At 68.1% G+C, this 17,893-nt stretch carries 17 protein-coding genes and 1 pseudogene; 6 read left to right on the top strand and 12 right to left on the bottom strand.

Going from position 1 to position 17,893, the window contains the following annotated elements:
• Both AOZ49_RS32180 and AOZ49_RS30760 read left to right on the top strand, forming a co-directional pair.
• Window positions 1-234: M55 family metallopeptidase (locus AOZ49_RS32180; protein ID WP_197286804.1), on the top strand; the 234-nt coding region annotated here is incomplete at its 5' end.
• A gap of 8 nt (window positions 235-242) precedes the next feature.
• Entirely contained in the window at window positions 243-2,033 is a 1,791-nt protein-coding gene (locus AOZ49_RS30760; RefSeq protein WP_054479679.1) for an aminopeptidase P family protein, read from the top strand.
• A gap of 77 nt (window positions 2,034-2,110) precedes the next feature.
• Here the strand turns inward: AOZ49_RS30760 and AOZ49_RS30755 are convergent, their stop codons facing one another.
• Window positions 2,111-3,118 carry a hypothetical protein gene (locus AOZ49_RS30755; protein ID WP_054479677.1) on the bottom strand — a complete coding sequence of 336 codons (1,008 nt, stop codon included), beginning with the start codon at window positions 3,116-3,118 and terminating at the stop codon, window positions 2,111-2,113.
• A 192-nt stretch (window positions 3,119-3,310) separates the two neighbouring features.
• On the opposite strand from AOZ49_RS30755, the gene AOZ49_RS30750 reads away from it, so the two are divergent.
• From AOZ49_RS30750 to ftsB, 4 genes are all read left to right on the top strand, one after another.
• Window positions 3,311-4,963 (top strand): CTP synthase, encoded by a 1,653-nt coding sequence (locus tag AOZ49_RS30750; protein ID WP_054479675.1) that lies wholly within the window; start codon window positions 3,311-3,313, stop codon window positions 4,961-4,963.
• 227 nt (window positions 4,964-5,190) lie between these two features.
• Window positions 5,191-5,475, top strand: a complete 285-nt coding sequence (locus AOZ49_RS30745; RefSeq protein WP_054429547.1) for a DUF1330 domain-containing protein — start codon at window positions 5,191-5,193, stop codon at window positions 5,473-5,475.
• Between the two features lie 4 nt (window positions 5,476-5,479).
• Entirely contained in the window at window positions 5,480-6,766 is a 1,287-nt protein-coding gene (gene eno / locus AOZ49_RS30740) for a phosphopyruvate hydratase (protein ID WP_054429546.1), read from the top strand.
• A gap of 64 nt (window positions 6,767-6,830) precedes the next feature.
• Complete coding sequence (ftsB, locus tag AOZ49_RS30735) at window positions 6,831-7,277, top strand: cell division protein FtsB (protein WP_006393535.1); 447 nt, start codon at window positions 6,831-6,833, stop codon at window positions 7,275-7,277.
• An 81-nt stretch (window positions 7,278-7,358) separates the two neighbouring features.
• On the opposite strand, the gene AOZ49_RS30730 is transcribed toward ftsB, so the two are convergent.
• The 11 genes and pseudogenes from AOZ49_RS30730 to AOZ49_RS30680 form a co-directional block, all read right to left on the bottom strand.
• On the bottom strand, window positions 7,359-8,108 hold the full coding sequence (locus AOZ49_RS30730) for a TadE/TadG family type IV pilus assembly protein (protein WP_054479684.1): 750 nt from the start codon (window positions 8,106-8,108) through the stop codon (window positions 7,359-7,361).
• A 73-nt stretch (window positions 8,109-8,181) separates the two neighbouring features.
• Window positions 8,182-9,111, bottom strand: a complete 930-nt coding sequence (gene hslO / locus AOZ49_RS30725; RefSeq protein WP_054479674.1) for an Hsp33 family molecular chaperone HslO — start codon at window positions 9,109-9,111, stop codon at window positions 8,182-8,184.
• 86 nt (window positions 9,112-9,197) lie between these two features.
• On the bottom strand, window positions 9,198-9,719 hold the full coding sequence (locus AOZ49_RS30720) for a gamma carbonic anhydrase family protein (RefSeq protein WP_054429544.1): 522 nt from the start codon (window positions 9,717-9,719) through the stop codon (window positions 9,198-9,200).
• 46 nt (window positions 9,720-9,765) lie between these two features.
• On the bottom strand, window positions 9,766-11,433 hold the full coding sequence (locus AOZ49_RS30715) for an acyl-CoA synthetase (RefSeq protein ID WP_054479672.1): 1,668 nt from the start codon (window positions 11,431-11,433) through the stop codon (window positions 9,766-9,768).
• Window positions 11,434-11,561: 128 nt separating this feature from the next.
• Window positions 11,562-12,434 carry a UDP-2,3-diacylglucosamine diphosphatase gene (locus AOZ49_RS30710; protein WP_156355795.1) on the bottom strand — a complete coding sequence of 291 codons (873 nt, stop codon included), beginning with the start codon at window positions 12,432-12,434 and terminating at the stop codon, window positions 11,562-11,564.
• A gap of 106 nt (window positions 12,435-12,540) precedes the next feature.
• A complete protein-coding gene (locus AOZ49_RS30705) occupies window positions 12,541-13,266 on the bottom strand; it encodes a site-2 protease family protein (protein WP_054429542.1) in 726 nt (241 codons plus the stop codon).
• 3 nt (window positions 13,267-13,269) lie between these two features.
• On the bottom strand, window positions 13,270-14,178 hold the full coding sequence (locus AOZ49_RS30700) for a DUF2167 domain-containing protein (protein ID WP_054479670.1): 909 nt from the start codon (window positions 14,176-14,178) through the stop codon (window positions 13,270-13,272).
• A 151-nt stretch (window positions 14,179-14,329) separates the two neighbouring features.
• Window positions 14,330-14,845, bottom strand: a complete 516-nt coding sequence (locus tag AOZ49_RS30695; RefSeq protein ID WP_054479668.1) for an RDD family protein — start codon at window positions 14,843-14,845, stop codon at window positions 14,330-14,332.
• Window positions 14,846-14,997: 152 nt separating this feature from the next.
• Window positions 14,998-15,186, bottom strand: a complete 189-nt coding sequence (locus AOZ49_RS30690) for a hypothetical protein (protein WP_006393542.1) — start codon at window positions 15,184-15,186, stop codon at window positions 14,998-15,000.
• A gap of 264 nt (window positions 15,187-15,450) precedes the next feature.
• On the bottom strand, window positions 15,451-17,271 hold the full coding sequence (locus AOZ49_RS30685; protein WP_054479666.1) for a THUMP domain-containing class I SAM-dependent RNA methyltransferase: 1,821 nt from the start codon (window positions 17,269-17,271) through the stop codon (window positions 15,451-15,453).
• A 34-nt stretch (window positions 17,272-17,305) separates the two neighbouring features.
• Window positions 17,306-17,665: pseudogene (locus AOZ49_RS30680) on the bottom strand (CopD family protein); the annotation flags it as partial.
• Between the last annotated feature and the right edge of the window lie 228 nt (window positions 17,666-17,893).

Below are 17,893 nucleotides of genomic sequence, written 5' to 3'. Positions count from 1 at the left end.
GGGGGCGTTTCCACCTCGGGGCGGCCCAGCGGTGGAAAGGCGGTTCCTTTCCGCATCCCCGCCCCTATAGAATGCCGGTTGCAGACCCAGAGCGCGGCGCTCGCCGACCTGTTCTGCATGTGGCCCACGCTGGAGCGCGTGGACGGCGTGACGCTGCGGTTCACCACCGACAGCATGCAGGCCGCCGTTCGCACCCTGAACAGCCTGGCCGCGATGTCCTTCATGTTGCGCTAAGGAAACCCATGTCCAGCACCGACACCCGTATTGCCCAACTGCGGCAGGCCATGCGCCGCCGCGGCCTGTCCGCCTATATCGTGCCGTCCTCGGATCCGCACCTGTCCGAATACCTGCCGGCGCGCTGGCAGGGCCGGCGCTGGCTGTCGGGCTTCACGGGTTCGGTGGGCACGCTGGTGGTGACCGCTGATTTCGCCGGCCTGTGGGTCGACAGCCGCTACTGGGTGCAGGCCGAGGCGCAACTGGCCGGCACCGGCGTGCAGCTGATGAAGATCGCCGTCGCCACCACGCCGGGCCATGTGGACTGGCTGGCCGCCAACACCCGCGCCGGCGACGTCATCGGCGTCGATGGACAGGTGCTGGGCCTGGCCGCGTTCCGCGCGCTGTCGGTGGCCGCCGCCACGTCCGGCGCCACGCTGGAGATCCGCGCCGACCTGCTGGACGATATCTGGACCGACCGCGCCGGCCTGCCGCAGGCCGCGATCTACGAACACGTGGCGCCGCAGGCCTGTGTCGCGCGCGCCGACAAGCTGGCCCAGGTGCGCGCCGCCATGCGCGCCCACGGCGCCGACGTGCATTTCGTCAGCACGCTCGACGACATCGCCTGGCTCTTCAACCTGCGCGGCGCCGACGTCGACTACAACCCGGTGTTCGTCGGCCACGCGCTGATCGGCCCGGACCACGCCACCCTGTTCGTGGCCGACGGCAAGATCGACGCCGCCCTGCGCGCCACGCTGGCCGCCGATGGCGTCGAGGTGGCCGATTACGCCCAGGCCGCCGACGCGCTGGCCTCGCTCGAACTGGACCAGAAGCTGCTGATCGATCCGGCCCGCGTCACCTGCGGCGTGTTCCACGCGATGGATCCGGCCGTGCCGCGCGTCGAGGCGATCAACCCGTCCACCCTGATCAAGTCGCGCAAGACCGACGCCGAACTGGCCAACGTGCGCCACGCGATGGCGCAGGATGGCGCCGCCCTGTGCGAGTTCTTCGCCTGGTTCGAAGGCGCGCTGGGCAACGAGCGCATCACCGAGCTGACCATCGACGAGCAGATCACCGCCGCCCGCGCGCGCCGCCCGGACTACGTCTGCCCCAGCTTCGCCACCATCGCCGGCTTCAACGCCAACGGCGCCATGCCGCACTACCGCGCGACGGCCGAGTCGCACGCCACCATCGAAGGCGACGGCCTGCTGCTGATCGACTCCGGCGGCCAGTACCTGGGCGGCACCACCGACATCACCCGCGTGGTCGCGGTGGGCACGCCCAGCGCCGACCAGAAGGTCGACTTCACGCTGGTGCTCAAGGGCATGATCGCGCTGTCGCGCGCCTCGTTCCCGCGCGGCACGCCGTCGCCGATGCTGGACGCCATCGCGCGCGCCCCGATCTGGGAAGGCGGCGCGGAATACGGCCACGGCACCGGCCACGGCGTGGGCTATTTCCTGAACGTGCACGAAGGCCCGCAGGTCATCTCCTATCGCGCGGCTCCCGGCCCGCACACGGCGATGGAGCCGGGCATGATCACCTCCAACGAACCGGGCATCTACCGCCCGGGCCGCTGGGGCGTGCGCATCGAGAACCTGGTGGCCAACCGCGCCTGGCTGACGTCCGAACTGGGCGAGTTCCTGTGCTTCGAGACGCTGACGCTGTGCCCGATCGACACGCGCTGCATCGAGCCGTCGCTGTTGCGTGCCGACGAAACCGCGTGGCTCAACGACTATCACAAGACCGTGTTCGAGCGCCTGTCGCCGCTGGTGGAAGGCGAGGCCCTGGCCTGGCTGGAGCGTCGCACGGCGGCCATCTGATCGTCGTTTCCGACCATGAAAAAAGGCCCCGAGGGGCCTTTTTTCATGGCATGCGCGCCATCGCGCGGCGCTCACGCTCAGGCCGACGCGCTCTCCGGCGGCGTCCCGCGGCGGCGGTAGAACAGCCGGGCGCCTAGGTAGCAGCTCAGCGCCAGCAGCACGCTGTAGATCAGCACCGACACCACCGAGGTCGTGTACGACGCGGCCGTGCGCATCAGCTGGCTCCAGGTCATTGACCAGATGATCAAAAGCGCCAGGCCGATTCCCAGCACCTGGGTCAGCCAGAAGGCGAAGGTGCCGTGGGCGATGGCGCGGCCCATGCCGGCTACGCCCAGCACTGGCGGCAGGCTGCGCAGGCAGACCCATGCAGCCAGCGCCAGCAGCAACGCGGGCACGATCCAGTAGCCGATCGCGTGTTCCAGCATGCCGGCCGATCCCGCATAGGTCATGAAGTACAGGCCGATCACCAGCGCGACATGCAATTGCCACAGCAGCAGCGTCAGCGCGGCGATCCACGCGGCGTGGCGCCGCTGCAGGGACGGCGCCTGCGCGGCGGCGACGGGCGTGACGCTCCAGGCCGCGATGCGCACCGCCAGCCAGCTGCCCAGGATGGTGAGCAGGATGGCGCACAGCTTGGGCGGCAGGGCCATCAGGAGCATGCGGCGGGCGCCGTAATAGCCGAAGGCCTGGTTCACCCATTCCTTGTGCTTGAAGATGAGCGTGTAGAAACCGTGCTGCAGCAACGCCAGCCCGGTCGAGATCAGAACGAACAGCACCAGCGAGACCGCCAGCAGCACGGCCACCATCCGGCCCGGGCGGTCGACGTCGCCCGCGTTGTGCCGGCGCAGCCAGCGCTGCGTGGCGCCCCAGGTGGTCAGGCCGACCAGGATGCAGCCGGCGACGATGTTCACTACCGTGCTCGCCACCATGTCGGGCCGGGCAAACGCCTCGCGCGTCAGCGCGGCCAGCGGTCCGGCGCTTACCAGGTAGAGCTGAACCAGGATGGCGCCCAGCAGCTGCAGGCCGACGGCGGCGGTGGTCAGGCGCCTGGCCAGCGCGTTCGGGTGTGCGGTCGGAAGGTTCATCGGCAGGGGCCTCGGGACGAGAAAATCGGGGACGACCATAGCATGATGGCCGCCGTCACGGCATTTCGGTCTTGCGCGCGAGTGCAGCCAAATGTTACGCCTGGCCGCTAGGGGAAAACCCAGACAAGTTCCGCCTCCCGGCTATAATCCAAATTTCCCGCACGCGCCCGCTCGTCCCGGGCGCTTATTACGATGACCAAATACGTATTTGCCACCGGCGGAGTGGTGTCTTCCCTGGGCAAGGGCATCGCCGCTGCGTCGCTTGCCGCCATCCTCGAGTCGCGTGGTCTGCAAGTCACCATGCTCAAGCTCGACCCCTACATCAACGTCGATCCGGGCACCATGAGCCCGTTCCAGCACGGTGAAGTGTTCGTCACGGAAGACGGCGCCGAAACCGACCTGGACCTGGGCCACTACGAGCGTTTCGTCTCAGCCCGCATGCACAAGGTGAACAACTTCACCACCGGGCAGATCTACGAATCGGTGCTGCGCAAGGAGCGCCGGGGCGATTACCTGGGCAAGACCGTCCAGGTCATTCCGCACATCACCAACGAGATCCAGGACTTCATCGCCCGTGGCGCTGACGCCGCCTGGAACGGCAACACCGACGTCGCCATCGTCGAGATCGGCGGCACCGTGGGCGACATCGAATCGCTGCCCTTCCTGGAAGCCGCGCGTCAGATGAGCCTGCGCATGGGCCGCAACAACGCCGCCTTCGTGCACCTGACGCTGGTGCCGTTCATCGCGTCCGCCGGCGAGCTCAAGACCAAGCCGACCCAGCACTCGGTGCAGAAGCTGCGCGAAATCGGCATCTACCCGAACGCGCTGCTGTGCCGCGCCGACCGTCCCATCCCGGACGACGAGCGCGCCAAGATCTCGATGTTCTCCAACGTCCCCCTGGATGCCGTCATCTCGGTGTGGGACGCCGACTCGATCTACAAGATCCCGGCCATGCTGCACAAGCAGGGCGTGGACAACATCGTCTGCGAAGCGCTGGGCCTGACCCCGCCGCCGGCCGACCTGTCCATGTGGGACAACCTGGTCTACGCGCTCGAACACCCCGAGCACCAGCTGACCATCGGCATGGTCGGCAAGTACGTCGACCTGACCGAGTCGTACAAGTCGCTGACCGAAGCCCTGGTGCACGCCGGCATCCACACGCGCTCGAAGATCAACATCGAGTACATCGATTCCGAAGACATCGAAACCCGCGGCACCGACCAGCTCAAGCACCTGGACGCCATCCTGGTTCCGGGCGGCTTCGGCAAGCGCGGCACCGAGGGCAAGATTGCCGCGATCCGCTACGCCCGTGAAAACGGCGTGCCGTACCTGGGCATCTGCCTGGGCATGCAACTGGCCGTGATCGAATTCGCGCGCCACGTGGCCGGCCTGGGCGGCGCCAACAGCACCGAGTTCGATCCGTCGGCGCCGCATCCCGTGGTGGCCCTGATCACCGAATGGATGGACCGCGAAGGCAAGGTCGAGAAGCGCGACAACTCGTCCGACCTGGGCGGCACCATGCGCAAGGGCGCGCAGCGCGTGCCGATCAAGTCCGGCACCCGCGCCCAGTCGATCTACGGCGACGAAGTCAACGAGCGCCATCGCCACCGCTACGAAGTCAACAACGTCTACGTGCCGCGCCTGGAAGAGGCCGGCATGGTGATCAGCGCGCGCACGCCGACCGAGAACCTGCCGGAAATGATGGAACTGCCCGACCACCCCTGGTTCGTCGGCGTCCAGTTCCACCCGGAGTTCACGTCCACCCCGCGTGACGGCCATCCGCTGTTCTCCAGCTACATCCGCGCCGCCATCGAGCAGAAGGCTCGCCGCGGCCAGGGGGCGTAATGGGGGTCGGCGGCACCGAGCCGCGCTTTTGCGCCGCCCGGGCCGCCGGTCTTGTTCCCGCCTTCGCTCCTGGCGGACAATGCGCCGTGGCCCCGGGCCACGGCGCTGCTTTCGGATACAACCACTTAGCATCGGACAGGCACGGCCTGGCCGTGTTGCGAGACACTGCCCGAGTCATGCGGTCCGGCGCCGCGACCCCATCAACGCAACTGCTCTGAAGGAACCCCATGAGTGCCTACCTCATCGCCGACGTCACAGTGACCAAGCCCGCGCAGTACGAGGATTACAAGCGTCTGTCCACGCTCGCCATGCGCGCGTACGATGCCAAGATCCTGGTGCGCGGCGGCGAATCCCGGCACCTCGAGGGGCGTGAGCCCGGCCGCACCGTCGTCATGGAGTTTCCCTCCCTGGCCGCGGCCCAGGCCTTCTACGACTCCTGGCAGTACCGACGCGCCCGCAATGCCCGCGAAGGCGCGGCCGTGATGAATATGTTTATCGTTCAGGGAATGTAAAGTCATGAGTGCAATCGTCGATATCATCGGCCGCGAGATTCTGGATTCGCGCGGCAACCCGACCGTCGAATGTGACGTGTTGCTGGAATCCGGCGCCATGGGCCGCGCGGCCGTGCCGTCGGGCGCGTCCACCGGCGCCCGCGAAGCCATCGAGCTGCGCGACGGCGACAAGGGCCGCTACCTCGGCAAGGGCGTGCTGCGCGCCGTCGAGAACCTCAATACCGAGATCTCGGAAGCCCTGATGGGCCTGGACGCCCAGGAGCAGACCTTCGTCGATCGCACCCTGATCGAGCTGGACGGCACCGAGTCCAAGGAACGCCTGGGCGCCAACGCCATCCTGGCCGCCTCGATGGCCGTTGCCCGCGCCGCCGCCGACGAATCCGGCCTGTCGCTGTACCGCTACTTCGGCGGCAGCGGCCCCATGAGCATGCCCGTGCCGATGATGAACGTCATCAACGGCGGCGCGCACGCCAACAACACCCTCGACCTGCAGGAACTGATGATCCTGCCGGTGGGCGCCGGCAGCTTCCGTGAAGCCCTGCGCTGGGGCGCCGAAGTCTTCCACATGCTCAAGAAGCTGATCCACGGCCAGGGCATGTCCACCGCGGTGGGCGACGAAGGCGGTTTCGCCCCCAACGTCCCCAGCCACGAAGCCGCGATCCAGCTGATCCTGAAGGCCATCACCGAAGCCGGCTACGAGCCGGGCACGCAGATCGCCCTGGGCCTGGACTGCGCCAGCTCCGAGTTCTACCGCGACGGCAAGTACACCCTGGCCGGCGAAGGCGGCATCTCGCTGTCCTCGCAGGAATTCACCAACCTGCTGGCCACCTGGTGCGACAAGTACCCGATCATCTCGATCGAAGACGGCATGGCCGAAAACGACTGGGAAGGCTGGAAGCTGCTGACCGACCAGCTCGGCAAGAAGGTGCAGCTGGTGGGCGACGACCTGTTCGTCACCAACACCAAGATCCTGCGCGAAGGCATCCAGAAGGGCGTCGCCAACTCGATCCTCATCAAGATCAACCAGATCGGCACCCTGACCGAAACCTTCGCCGCCATCGAAATGGCCAAGCGCGCGGGCTACACCGCCGTCGTCTCGCACCGTTCGGGCGAAACCGAGGATTCGACCATCGCCGACATCGCCGTGGCCACCAACGCCATGCAGATCAAGACCGGCTCGCTGTCGCGTTCGGACCGCATGGCCAAGTACAACCAGCTGCTGCGCATCGAGGAAGAGCTGGCCGAAGTCGCGTCGTACCCCGGTCTGGAAGCCTTCTACAACTTGCGTTAATGTAAGCGGGCCGCGGCGCGCGCCGCGGCCTTCTTCGCGCCACGACTGCTGAGGGTTCCTGCGTATGCGCCTGTTGTTCCTGGTGCTGTTCGTGCTGGTAGGGCTGATCCAATACCCGCTCTGGCTGGGTAAGGGTGGCTGGTTCAAGGTCTGGGACCTGCAACGCCAGGTGGCGGCGCAGCGCGAGACCAACGAAGGCCTGCGCGCGCGCAACGCGGCCCTGGAAGCCGAAGTCCGCGACCTGGAAAACGGCTCCGGCGCCATCGAGGAACGGGCCCGCGGCGAACTGGGCATGATGCGCGACGGCGAAGTCTTCGTGCACATCCTGCCGCAGAACACCCAGCCGCCCGCCGGCGGCGCATCGCTGGCCACCGAGGCCGCCACCCGTCCGGCCACCCCGGTGCGCGCCAGCGCGCCGGCCACGCCCGCCAGGCCGGCTCCGGCCGCCACTTCCGCCACACGGCCGGCCAATGCCCGGCCGGCCAACGGCGCCGCCACGCCCCAACGCTGATCGCCACGCGTCCGGGCCATGCCCGGACCCGCCAACGGTCCCGTCATATTCCAGCGCTGATGTCCGCGCCACCTCGTCCGTTCACGGGCAGTGGAGGCCGCGGCACGCCCCGGCCACCATGCCGGGCGGATACGGTTGGCCGCCGCGCCAGTCCACGGGATGGCTGTGCATTTCCATGTCGAGTTCCATGCCGATCGGCGCCAGGCCGCTCGCCCTGGCTGCGTTCGCGTAGCTGCCGTCGGCGCCGGCCAGCCCCGCCAGCAGCGCGCGCAGCGGCGGCAACAGGGGACGGTACAGATAGGTCAGCCGCAGCCTGAGCGTATTGGCCAGGAAGATGCTGCGGCTGTCCGGCAGATCGGGCCGGCGCGCGTATTGCAGCGCCTGGTAGGCGTTGTCGATGGCCGGCAGGCCGGCGGGCGCGTCGGTGCGCAGCCTCGGCCGCGCATGATCGCGGAAGGCCTGGGCGTCGGGCCGCAGGATCTCGATGCGCCAGGCGGGCGCGCCCACCCGCGCGGCGATGCGCGCCTGGGCGTTGGCCTGGCGGCGGCGGGCGCCGGCTTGGCCGCCGCCGCCTGCGTGCAGCGGCAGCAGGGCCTGCTGGAACGCCGCGCGGATGCGGACCGGATCGGCGTGGGCGGTGGCGCCAGCGCGGGCCGCCTGCAACAGGGCCAGGTGGACGATCTGGCGGGTCAGCTGCCAGCGGACGGCCTCGACCGTGCCCAGCGCCAGCAGCAGCACCAGGACGGCGGCCAGGGTGAATTCGAGGGCGGCGGCGCCGCGCTGGGACGGGCGCGTGGCGGAAAAGCGCGAGGCGACAAAAAAGGCGGTCATGGCCGGCCAGTCTGGCGCGGGCATGACCGCCTGTCGATTCGTACAAGCCGAGGGGCGGGCCCCCGGCGCGGGTTCAATGGACGGTAGGCGGCGCGTCGTCGTTGGCCGGCTGGCTGGCGGTGAACAGCGCGGCGCAATCGACCGCGTCGAAGACGTAGGGCTTGCCGCAGAAGTCGCAGGCCACGTCGACCTGGCCGCGTTCGGCCAGGATGTCGTCGACCTCGACCTGGCCCAGCGAGCGCAGCATGTTGGCCACGCGCTCGCGGGCGCACGGACAGTGCCAGCGCACCGGCAGCGGATCGAACGCCACCAGCGTTTCTTCCCAGAACAGGCGGTGGATCAGGGTGTCGATCTCGGTGGTCAGCAGTTCATCGCGCTTGAGCGTGGTGGCCAGCGCCGTGGCGCGGTCCCAGGTCTCGGTGGCGGCCTGCTCACTGAGCGTCGTCGCATCCGAGCCGCCGTGGTGCGGCAGGCGCTGGATCAGCATGCCGGCGGCATGGTCGGCGTCGGCGCCCAGCCACAGGCGGGTGTCGAGCTGTTCGGAGGCCTTCATGTAGTGCTGCAGGGCCTCGGCGACGGTTTCGCCTTCCAGCGGCACGATGCCCTGGTAGGCCTGCTGGCCGGGCACCTTGTGCTGGGGATCCAGTACCACGATGAAACGGCCGTTGCCGCCGGGGTTCAGCAGGCTCTGCATGTCGCCATCGGCCGGCACGTCGTGGCCCTCGCGCACCTTGACGGTGGCGCGCAGGCTGAGGTCGGAACGGCATTCCACCACCAGCAGGGCGATCGGGCCGTCGCCCTGGATCTGCAGCACCAGCGAGCCGTCGAACTTGATGTTGGCGGCCAGCAGGGTGGAGGCCGCCACCAGTTCGCCCAGCAGGTGGGTGATGGCGGGCGGGTAGTCGTGGTTGGCCTGGACGGCCTTCCAGGTATCCGTGAGGCGCACCGCTTGGACGCGGACGCTGCGGTCTTCGAGGAGGTATTTCTTGAGCTGATCGGTCATGGCGGAATGTTAGCCGATCGGGCGGCCGATTCCCCCTGCCGGCGGCAGGGGTGTAGGCGGTTGCCGGGGTGTCCCCGGCGGCAGGCTCAGGCCAGCCGTTTCAGGGCCGTCTTGTAGTGTTGGCCGCGCGCCACGTAATGGGCGGTGTTCTTGTGCAGATTGGCGATTTCCTCGGCCGACAGCTCGCGCACGATCTTGCCGATGCCGATGACCAGGGAATTGTCCGGAATCACCCGGTCTTCCGGGATGATGGCGCCAGCGCCGATCAGGCAGTTGCGGCCGATCACGGCGTTGTTCAGCACGATCGCCTGCATGCCCACCAGCGCGCCTTCGTGGATGGTGCAGCCATGCAGCATGGCCTGGTGGCCCACGGTGACGTTCGGGCCGATGGTCATGGGACAGCCGGTATCCACGTGCAGCACGCTGCCTTCCTGGATATTGGAGCCGTGGCGAATCAGGATGGCGTCGTTGTCGCCGCGGATCGAGACGTGCGACCAGATGCTGACGCCGGCCTCCAGCGTGACGTTGCCGATGATGTCGGCGCTGTCGGCCACGTAGGCGGCGGGATCGATGCGGGGAATGAGGTCGTCGAGCTGGTAAATGGGCATGCCCTGTCTCCGGGTACGGCGGCGGGTCTCTGCGGACCCGCCCGCGTCATTGGGGCCTGGACGCCTGGGCGCGTTCTTCTTCGCGCTGGCGCAGGATGCGACGCTGGATTTTACCGGTGGTGGTCATGGGCAATTCGTCGACGAATTCGATTTCCTTCGGGTACTCATAGGGCGCCAGGCGCTCGCGCACGTGTTCCTGCAGGTTCTCGATGATGTCGCTGCGGTCGCGCTGGGCGAATTCGGGCGTCAGCACGACATACGCCTTGACCACCGCGCCGCGCTCGGCGTCCGGCTTGGGCACCACCGCGGCATTGGCCACGGCCGGGTGTCCGATCAGGCAGCTTTCGATCTCGCCGGGGCCGATGCGGTAGCCCGACGACTTGAATACGTCGTCGGCGCGGCCGGCGTACCAGAGGTAGCCGTCGGCGTCGATCCGGGCCAGGTCGCCCGTCAGGCACCAGTCGCCCTTGAACTTGGCCTGGGTGGCGGCGTCGTTGCGCCAGTAGCCCAGGAACAGGATCGGGGCGGGAAATCCGTGGATGTCATAGCGATTCACGGCGATCTCGCCGGTTTCTCCGGCCGCCACCGGCTGGCCGGCGTCGTCCAGCACCGCCACGCGATGGCCGGGGTAGGGCCGGCCCATGCTGCCCGCCTTGGCCGGCCAGCGCTTCTGGCTGTTGCCGACCACGTAGTTCATCTCGGTCTGGCCGAACATCTCGTTGGGCGTCACGCCCAGCGCCGAGCGGCACCATTCGAAGACGGTCTCGCCGACGCTTTCGCCGGCGCTCATGATCGACCGCAGGGCCAGCTGGTACTGATTGCGAGGCTCGGGCACGGCCTTCATCATCATCTTCAGCGCGGTCGGGAACAGGAAGGTGTTGGTGACCTGGTAACGCTCCATCAGCTCGAAGGCGTGCTCGACCGAGAAGCGGCCGCGGGTGCCGACGATGGGGTGGCCGAAATACAGCGTCGGCAGCAGCGCGTCCATCATGCCGCCGGTCCAGGCCCAGTCGGCGGGCGACCAGAACACGTCGGCGGGCCGCGGGAACCAGTCCTGCGAGGCCACGAAGCCCGGCAGGTTGCCGATCAGCGCGCTGTGCGGCAGCAGGGCGCCCTTGGGCGCGCCGGTGGTGCCGGAGGTATAGAGCAGGATGGCGGGGTCCGACGAACGCGTCGGCACCGGCTTGAATTCACTGGGCTGGCGCGCCAGCAGGCTGCGCCAGGGCAGGACGCGCTCGTCGGCGAAACCGATGCCGATGATCTGCTGCAGGTTGGGGCAGTGGTCGCTGACGGCCAGCAGGTTGGCGCTGGAGGCATGATCGACGATGGCGACGCGGGTTTCCGAATCGCACAGGCGGCTCTGCAGGGCTTCGGGGCCGAACAGCGCCGACAGCGGCAACACCACCGCGCCCACGCTGTAGATCGCCATGTGAGCGACCACGGTCTCCGGGCGTTGCCCCAAAACCACACCGACTCGGTCGCCCCGGCCCACGCCCATCTTCACCAGGCCATTGGCCAGCTGATTGGCGGCCTCGGCCAGCCGCGCATAGGTCCAGACCTCGCGGTTGCCGGCTTCGTCTTCATAGTAGATGGCGATGCGCCGCGCATCCGGACTACTGGATGCCCAGCGGTGGCAGCACGCTTCCGCTATGTTGAACTGGGTGGGAACCAGCCAGCGGAATGTTTGGTAGAGCACCTGATATTGGTCGTTCATGGCCCTATGTTGTAAGCATGTTGCAGCGTGAACGGGTCAGTTTTTGCCCGTTGCCCCAATTGCAAGCATGACCTAGAGGGCCGTGAACTGCAATATCCCCGTTGCGTAACGGGGACGTATAAGGGTTATCACGGGTGTTTGCCCTGGCGGCGCAGCGCCGACGGCAACGCCGGCAGGGACAGCGAGCGGGGTTTGCGCTGCGCCGGATCGGCTTGGCGCTCGGCCTGGATCGCGGCCCAGTCCAGCAGCTGCAACTGGCCGTCATGGGTCTCGGCCAGGGCCGACAGGCTTTCCACCCAGTCGCCGTCGTTGCAGTACAGGATGCCGCCGACGTCGCGCAGCTCGGCCTTGTGGATGTGGCCGCAGACCACCCCGTCCAGGCCGCGGCGGCGGGCTTCGCCGGCCAGCGCTTCCTCGAAGTCGGTGATGAACGACACCGCGTTCTTGACCTTGTGCTTGAGGTGCTGCGACAGCGACCAGTAATGCAGCCCCATGCGGTGGCGCAGGCGGTTGAAATGGTGGTTGATCCACAGCGCCAGCTGGTAGAGGCCATCGCCCAGGTGCGCCAGCCAGCGGCTGTGCTGGATCACGCCGTCGAACTGGTCGCCGTGCAGCACCAGCAGGCGCAGGCCCTTGGCGGTGACGTGCACGTCCTCGTCCAGGATCTCGATGTCGCCGAAGGCGTAGCCGGCGAACTCGCGCGCGAATTCGTCATGGTTGCCGGGGATGAACACCACCCGGGTGCCGTTGCGGGCCTTGCGCAGGATGCGCTGGATCACGTCGTTGTGGGCCCGCGGCCAGTGCCAGTGCTTGCGCAACTGCCAGCCGTCGACGATGTCGCCGACCAGGTACAGGGTGTCGGAATCGTTGTGCTCGAGGAAATCCAGCAGGAACTCCGCCTTGCACCCGGCGGTGCCCAGGTGAATGTCGGAAATCCAGAGAGCGCGCCAGTGCGTGGGGCGGATTTCGTTCACGGTGCTATCCATGGGGGCTGTCGTCATGCCTGGGAATGAAACCATCCCGCGATGACCGTGACATGAAAAAAAAGTGACGCTGTTGTGACGGCCGCGCCCGCTTCGGCGGTGGCGGCCGTCAAACAGGGGAGGTTCAGCCGCGCAGGTGGCCCAGCATGTCGTGCACGTCGTGCGCCATGATCGCCAGCACGCAGACCAGGCCCAGGTAGGCGCAGGTGTAGGTCAGCTTGCTTTCCAGCGTGGTGCCGTAATAGGCCTGGTTCTCGGGCAGCGACGGGTCGTACTTGAAGGCCCGCAGCACGTTGGGAAAGGCCAGCACGGCCACCAGGATCAGGATCGGGCTGGGACGCCAGAAGAACAGGGCCACCAGCACCGGCACGCCCACCAGCCAGATGCGCGGCGACAGCACCGCGGTGATGCGGCCGCCGTCGAAGGGCGACAGCGGGATCAGGTTGAACAGGTTGATGAAGAAGCCCGCGTAGGACAGCGCCAGCAGCAGGTCGCTGCCGGTGCTGCGCGCCGCGAAATAGCAGGCCAGCGACGCCACCGTGCCCGCCAGCGGGCCGCCCAGGCCCACATAGGCCTCGGTGTCGGCGTCGTGCGGCATGTCCTTGAGCTGGATCCAGGCGCCGACGAACGGGATGAAGACCGGCGCGCCCACATCCAGGCCGCGCTGGCGCGCGGCCACGTAGTGGCCCAGCTCATGCACCAGCAGCAACAGCACGAAGCCGGCCGCGTAGCGCCAGCCGAAGACGAAGGCGTAGACCGCCACCGACAGCAGCATGGTGCCGCCGGTGGCGAACAGCTTGCCGAACTTCAGGTATTTCAGCCCCGAGAACAGCAGTAGCAGCAGCTTCATCGCTCAGGGCTGTTGCTGTTCGGCCTTCTTGCCGCGAAAGCGCTTCCACAGCCCGCCGCCCAGCGCCGCGGCGGCCAGGATGCCGACCTTGGCGAACTTGGCCAGGAACGCGGCGATCACGGCGAACAGGCCCAGCTTCTTGGCGGCGACGCCCGCGACCAGCGCGGCCAGGCCGTATTCGGCGACCTTGTCGGTGGACGAGTTGAAGTCGGCGTAGCGCTTGCCCTCGACGTACTTCAGGTTGTCCAGCAGGGTCAGCACGGCGGTCTTGTCCTTCGGCACCAGATTCTTCTGGGTGATCAGGTCCAGCGTGATGTAGCCGTCGCGGCCCAGCGCGTAGGTGTTGTAGTTGACCGTGGGGTTGTCGTTGGCCGCTTCGCCCTTGTGCTTGACGGCGACCGACCAGACCAGGCGCTGGGTGTTGCTGTCGTACTTGGGCGCTTCGACCCAGCCGTCCATGACCAGTTCGGGGAAGCCGCGCTTCTTGCGTTCGACGTTGGACTCTTCGGTGCCGTCGCGCAGGCTGTCCAGCAGTTCGTTGACGTTCCAGTTCTTGGCGTCGTCGTCCTTGATGTAGCCGGCCTTGTCGAAGTTGACGGTGATGACCCAGTCGTCATCGTCGCTCTTGGGCATGACCACGCCCAGCAGCGACGGGTCCTTGCCGTTGCCGTAGGCGGCCATCAGGCGGTCGGCCTGGATGCGCGGCACGAAGAACATCGATTCGGGCAGGTGCACCACGGCCTGGTCGCCCAGCTTCACGTCGGCCGGGCCTTCCTGGGCGGCCGCGTAGGCCGCCTTCATCGCGGCTTCGATCTCCTGTTGCGCGGCGGCGTTCTGGGCCGAGGCGCCGAACGGCAGGAACAGGAGGGCGCTGGCGGCGGCCAGCGACAGGCGGGAAAGGAGTGCGCGCATGATTAGTTATTGGAGCGTCTATGAAAGGGGCCCCATTGTCTTTGCGCGCGACTTTCAACTTTCTGAAAGCCTGCACCAAATTCGCCGCACGATTTTGCCAGTTGTAAGCAGGTATGTTCAGCGCGCGGTCAGCCGTGCGTCGCCGCCCGGTTCAACGCGCCTTCTTGCGCTGCGGCGCATTGCGCAGGCGGGTGCCGAGCAGGCGGTCGTGCAGGAACTGACCGTCCGGGTCGACCCATGACCAGAGGAAGATCGCGAAGGGCGCGGCGACGATGAACATGTCCATCGACGGCCAGCCGGTGGCGATGGCGCCGGCCCACACCAGGGCGGCGCCGGCCAGCACCAGGGGCCAGGCCAGCAGGTAACGCAGGATCAGGCGGGGCGTGGACGGCGTCTGGCCATCGCGGTCGACCAGGCGGATGTTCCAGGTCTTCATCGGCAGCGTCTGGCCGCGGCGGCGCCAGCACAGCACGAAATAGGCGCCGATCGCCACGAACAGCCAGGCCTGGCGCAGCGGCCGCAGTTCCAGCGCGTTGCGGCTCTGGGTCAGGGTGTCCATCAGGTAGCCCGCCAGGAAAACCACGCCGAACAGCAGCACGGCTTCGTACATCATGCAGGCGAACCGGCGCAGCCGGTTGGGGGTCTGGTCGAGGGAGGCGTCGGTCATGGGCCGGTATTATCCGACAAAGCCGCCGCCCGTTGGGTTGACGCTTTCCCGGTGCCGACCATAAAAAAACCCGCCGGTAAGGGCGGGTCTATAAAAGGGGCTATGCAGCCCCCAAGGGGAAATCGTTCAGGCCCGAAGGCCTGGGTCCTGCTTCAGGCGGCGGAGTGCGCGTTCTTGGCGCTCGTCTTGCCAGCCAGGGCACGGACGCCGTGGGCCAGCTTACGCAGGCCCGCGGCCAACGCACGCATCGGGTGCGGGCGGAACTGTTCTTCAATGGCCTGGAGCATCAGTTGACGCTCGAGTTCGTCGGTCAGGCGGATGGTGTTGTTCGGGTTGATCACAATAGCCTCCACGGGCTTGCACTGTTGTTTAGCTACTAGGGATAACCCGAATTATAGGGTTAACCCTGAAACTGTGCAAGCACCTGGTGCGTATCGGCAACACCTTGGTGCTGATGATGCCCCAAATCGGCGCTGCGGGGCACCATAAGCAAAGATACGGGCGCGATGTTGCGGCGCTTTTACAACGCGCGGGCAAGCGGGGATGCAGGGGGAAAAGAGGGGGGCGCCCGGGGGAGAACCGCCCCGGGCGCGGGTGGCAGGGCGTCAGGCGTCGCGGTAGCCGGCGGCGACCAGCTCGAAGCCGAACAGGCGGCAGTCCAGGGCGCCGTTGTGCAGCGGCACGCGGCGCTTGGGCTTGAGGCGCATCTGGTTGGGCAAAGTCAGGTCGCTGGTGATGATATGCAGCTGCCAGCCGGCGAAATTGCGCTTCAGGCAGGAGGCCCAGTCGCGCCACAGGTCGGCGTCCTGCTCGGTCGCCATGCGCTCGCCGTAGGGCGGGTTGGTGACGATCCAGCCATGGTCGGCCGGCGCCTGCACTTCGCGGGCGTCGCCCACCTCGAAACGGATGGAGTCGGCGGTGAGCCAGGCGCGTTCGGCGTTGTTGCGGGCGAATTCGACCGCCTGCGGGTCCAGGTCGTAGCCGACCAGCGGCGCGTCCAGCTGCGGCAGGATGCGCGAGCGGGCGTCGTCCTTCAGGTCGCGCCAGCGGTAGGCGTCGTGGCCGCGCAGGCGCTCGAAGCCGAACGGACGCGAGATGCCGGGAGGCACGCCCAGCGCGATCCAGGCGGCCTCGATCAGGATGGTGCCCGAACCGCAGAACGGGTCCAGCAGCGGCGCGGCCGGGTCCCAGCCCGCCAGCGCCAGCATGCCGGCGGCCAGGTTCTCGCGCAGCGGCGCGTCGCCCTTGTCCAGGCGCCAGCCGCGCTTGAACAGCGATTCACCCGAAGTGTCCAGGTACAGCGTGGCGGTGTGGCCGGTCAGGAACAGGTGCACGCGCGCGTCGGGGCGGACCGTGTCGATGCTGGGGCGTTCGCCTTCCAGCTCGCGCAGGCGGTCGCAGATGCCGTCCTTGGCGCGCAGGTTGCAGTACTGCAGGCTCTGCACCGGGCTCTTGATCGCCGAGGTGTCGACGCGCAGCGTCTGCTCGGCGCCGAACCAGCGTTCCCAGGGCGTGTCGCGGGCCAGGTCGAGGATGTCGTCTTCGTGCGAGATCTCGGCGTGGGCGACCTGCACCAGGATGCGGGTGGCCAGGCGCGAATACAGGTTGGCGCGCTGCACGCCGGCCCAGTCGGCGGTGAAGGAGCAGCCGGCGCGGCCGGCTTCGGCGTCGTCGTAGCCCAGGGCCTGCATTTCGGCGGTCAGGGCTTCCTCCAGGCCTTGCGGGCAGGGGGCGAAGACCTTGAAACGCTCGGCCTGGCGCGGCTCGCGCGGGCGGCGTTCGCGGATCTCGACGGCGGGCGCGTGGTCGCGCGGCGCGTCGGCGTCGCGGGCCGCGTCGGCGTCGATCGGCGTGTCGTCGTAATCGGGTTCCGGCGCGAATTCGGGCGCGGGGCCGTCGTCCTCGAACGGATCGTAGAAGCGGCCGGCGGGCGTCGCCGGGGCGATGTACTGGTCGTCCAGGCGCGGCGCGCGCTGCGGCGTGCGGCCCGATCGCGGCGCCGGCGCGGCGTCGCGGCGCGGGCGGTCGTCACGCGCGTCATCGCCACGGCGGGGGCGGTCGCTGCGCGGGCTATCGCCACGACGCGGGCTGTCACTGCGGGGGGCGTCGCCACGGCGCGGACTGTCGCTGCGGGGACCGTCGCCGCGGCGCGGATTGTCGCCGCGGGGGCCATCGCCACGGCGCGGGCCATCGCCGCGTTCACGGTCGTCCGGCCGGCGCGCGGCGCGGGCGGCGGCCTGGCGCTGCTGGTAGCCCTCGGGGTCCTTCTGGCGCTCGACGTTGTCCTTGGCGCGCTCGTTCTGGGCGACCAGGCGGGCACGGGCGCCGGTGCGCACGCGCTTGGGCGCGGCTTCGGCATGCGCGTCGCGCGCGGTCTTCTTGATCGTCAGCGTCTTGCGCGGGCGGTCCTGGTCATCAGCGGACATACGAATCCTGGCGAATGTGCAAAGGTAGGGGGAATCAGAAGGGTTTGACGACGACCAGCGCCACCACCACCAAGAGCAGCAAGACGGGAACTTCGTTGAACCAGCGATAGAACTTGTGCGAACGGGTGTTCTTGCCCTGTTCGAATTTTCGCAGCATGACGCCACAGGCGTGATGGTAGCCGATGACGAGCAGGACGAAAAAGAGCTTGGCGTGCATCCAGCCGTTGCCGGGGCCGACGCCGATGCCGTAGCCCAGGTACAGCCACATGCCCAGCGCCACGGCGACGACCGCCAGGATGGTGGTGAAGCGGTAGAGGCGGCGCGCCATGCCGAGCAGGGTGACCTGCACGGCCGAATCCGATTGCTGGGCCAGGTTCACGAAGATGCGGGGCACCCTCGGGCGCATCGAGGTTGCCCGCCCCCAAATCCGCCGCCGCGACGGGCTACGGGGTTCGAGAAATGGTGCGCTGCCAGAGCGGTGGGGTTCTGGAGAGGTTTGCGGGGCCCGTCAAGACCGGCCGCGCGGGCGGCCGGTCTTGACGTACGTGGTGGTTTGCGTCGGGAGGGTGTTCGCTGCGCGGTGGTGGGGAGGTGCTTGCTTGGCTCGCAGTTGCGGGGGGGG

It is taken from the genome of Achromobacter sp. 2789STDY5608615 (assembly GCF_001298995.1).
Classification (GTDB): domain Bacteria; phylum Pseudomonadota; class Gammaproteobacteria; order Burkholderiales; family Burkholderiaceae_B; genus Achromobacter; species Achromobacter insuavis.
The sequence above is the reverse complement of the archived record's forward strand: the minus strand, read 5'-3'. Positions and strand labels throughout refer to the sequence as shown.

What these genes read in the sequence shown, in the direction of transcription:
- AOZ49_RS30760 (WP_054479679.1), top strand. Translation starts at nt 243, where the DNA reads ATGTCCAGCACCGACACCCGTATTGCCCAACTGCGGCAGGCCATGCGC.
- AOZ49_RS30755 (WP_054479677.1), bottom strand. Translation starts at nt 3,118, where the DNA reads ATGAACCTTCCGACCGCACACCCGAACGCGCTGGCCAGGCGCCTGACC.
- AOZ49_RS30750 (WP_054479675.1), top strand. Translation starts at nt 3,311, where the DNA reads ATGACCAAATACGTATTTGCCACCGGCGGAGTGGTGTCTTCCCTGGGC.
- AOZ49_RS30745 (WP_054429547.1), top strand. Translation starts at nt 5,191, where the DNA reads ATGAGTGCCTACCTCATCGCCGACGTCACAGTGACCAAGCCCGCGCAG.
- eno (WP_054429546.1), top strand. Translation starts at nt 5,480, where the DNA reads ATGAGTGCAATCGTCGATATCATCGGCCGCGAGATTCTGGATTCGCGC.
- ftsB (WP_006393535.1), top strand. Translation starts at nt 6,831, where the DNA reads ATGCGCCTGTTGTTCCTGGTGCTGTTCGTGCTGGTAGGGCTGATCCAA.
- AOZ49_RS30730 (WP_054479684.1), bottom strand. Translation starts at nt 8,108, where the DNA reads ATGACCGCCTTTTTTGTCGCCTCGCGCTTTTCCGCCACGCGCCCGTCC.
- hslO (WP_054479674.1), bottom strand. Translation starts at nt 9,111, where the DNA reads ATGACCGATCAGCTCAAGAAATACCTCCTCGAAGACCGCAGCGTCCGC.
- AOZ49_RS30720 (WP_054429544.1), bottom strand. Translation starts at nt 9,719, where the DNA reads ATGCCCATTTACCAGCTCGACGACCTCATTCCCCGCATCGATCCCGCC.
- AOZ49_RS30715 (WP_054479672.1), bottom strand. Translation starts at nt 11,433, where the DNA reads ATGAACGACCAATATCAGGTGCTCTACCAAACATTCCGCTGGCTGGTT.
- AOZ49_RS30710 (WP_156355795.1), bottom strand. Translation starts at nt 12,434, where the DNA reads ATGACGACAGCCCCCATGGATAGCACCGTGAACGAAATCCGCCCCACG.
- AOZ49_RS30705 (WP_054429542.1), bottom strand. Translation starts at nt 13,266, where the DNA reads ATGAAGCTGCTGCTACTGCTGTTCTCGGGGCTGAAATACCTGAAGTTC.
- AOZ49_RS30700 (WP_054479670.1), bottom strand. Translation starts at nt 14,178, where the DNA reads ATGCGCGCACTCCTTTCCCGCCTGTCGCTGGCCGCCGCCAGCGCCCTC.
- AOZ49_RS30695 (WP_054479668.1), bottom strand. Translation starts at nt 14,845, where the DNA reads ATGACCGACGCCTCCCTCGACCAGACCCCCAACCGGCTGCGCCGGTTC.
- AOZ49_RS30685 (WP_054479666.1), bottom strand. Translation starts at nt 17,271, where the DNA reads ATGTCCGCTGATGACCAGGACCGCCCGCGCAAGACGCTGACGATCAAG.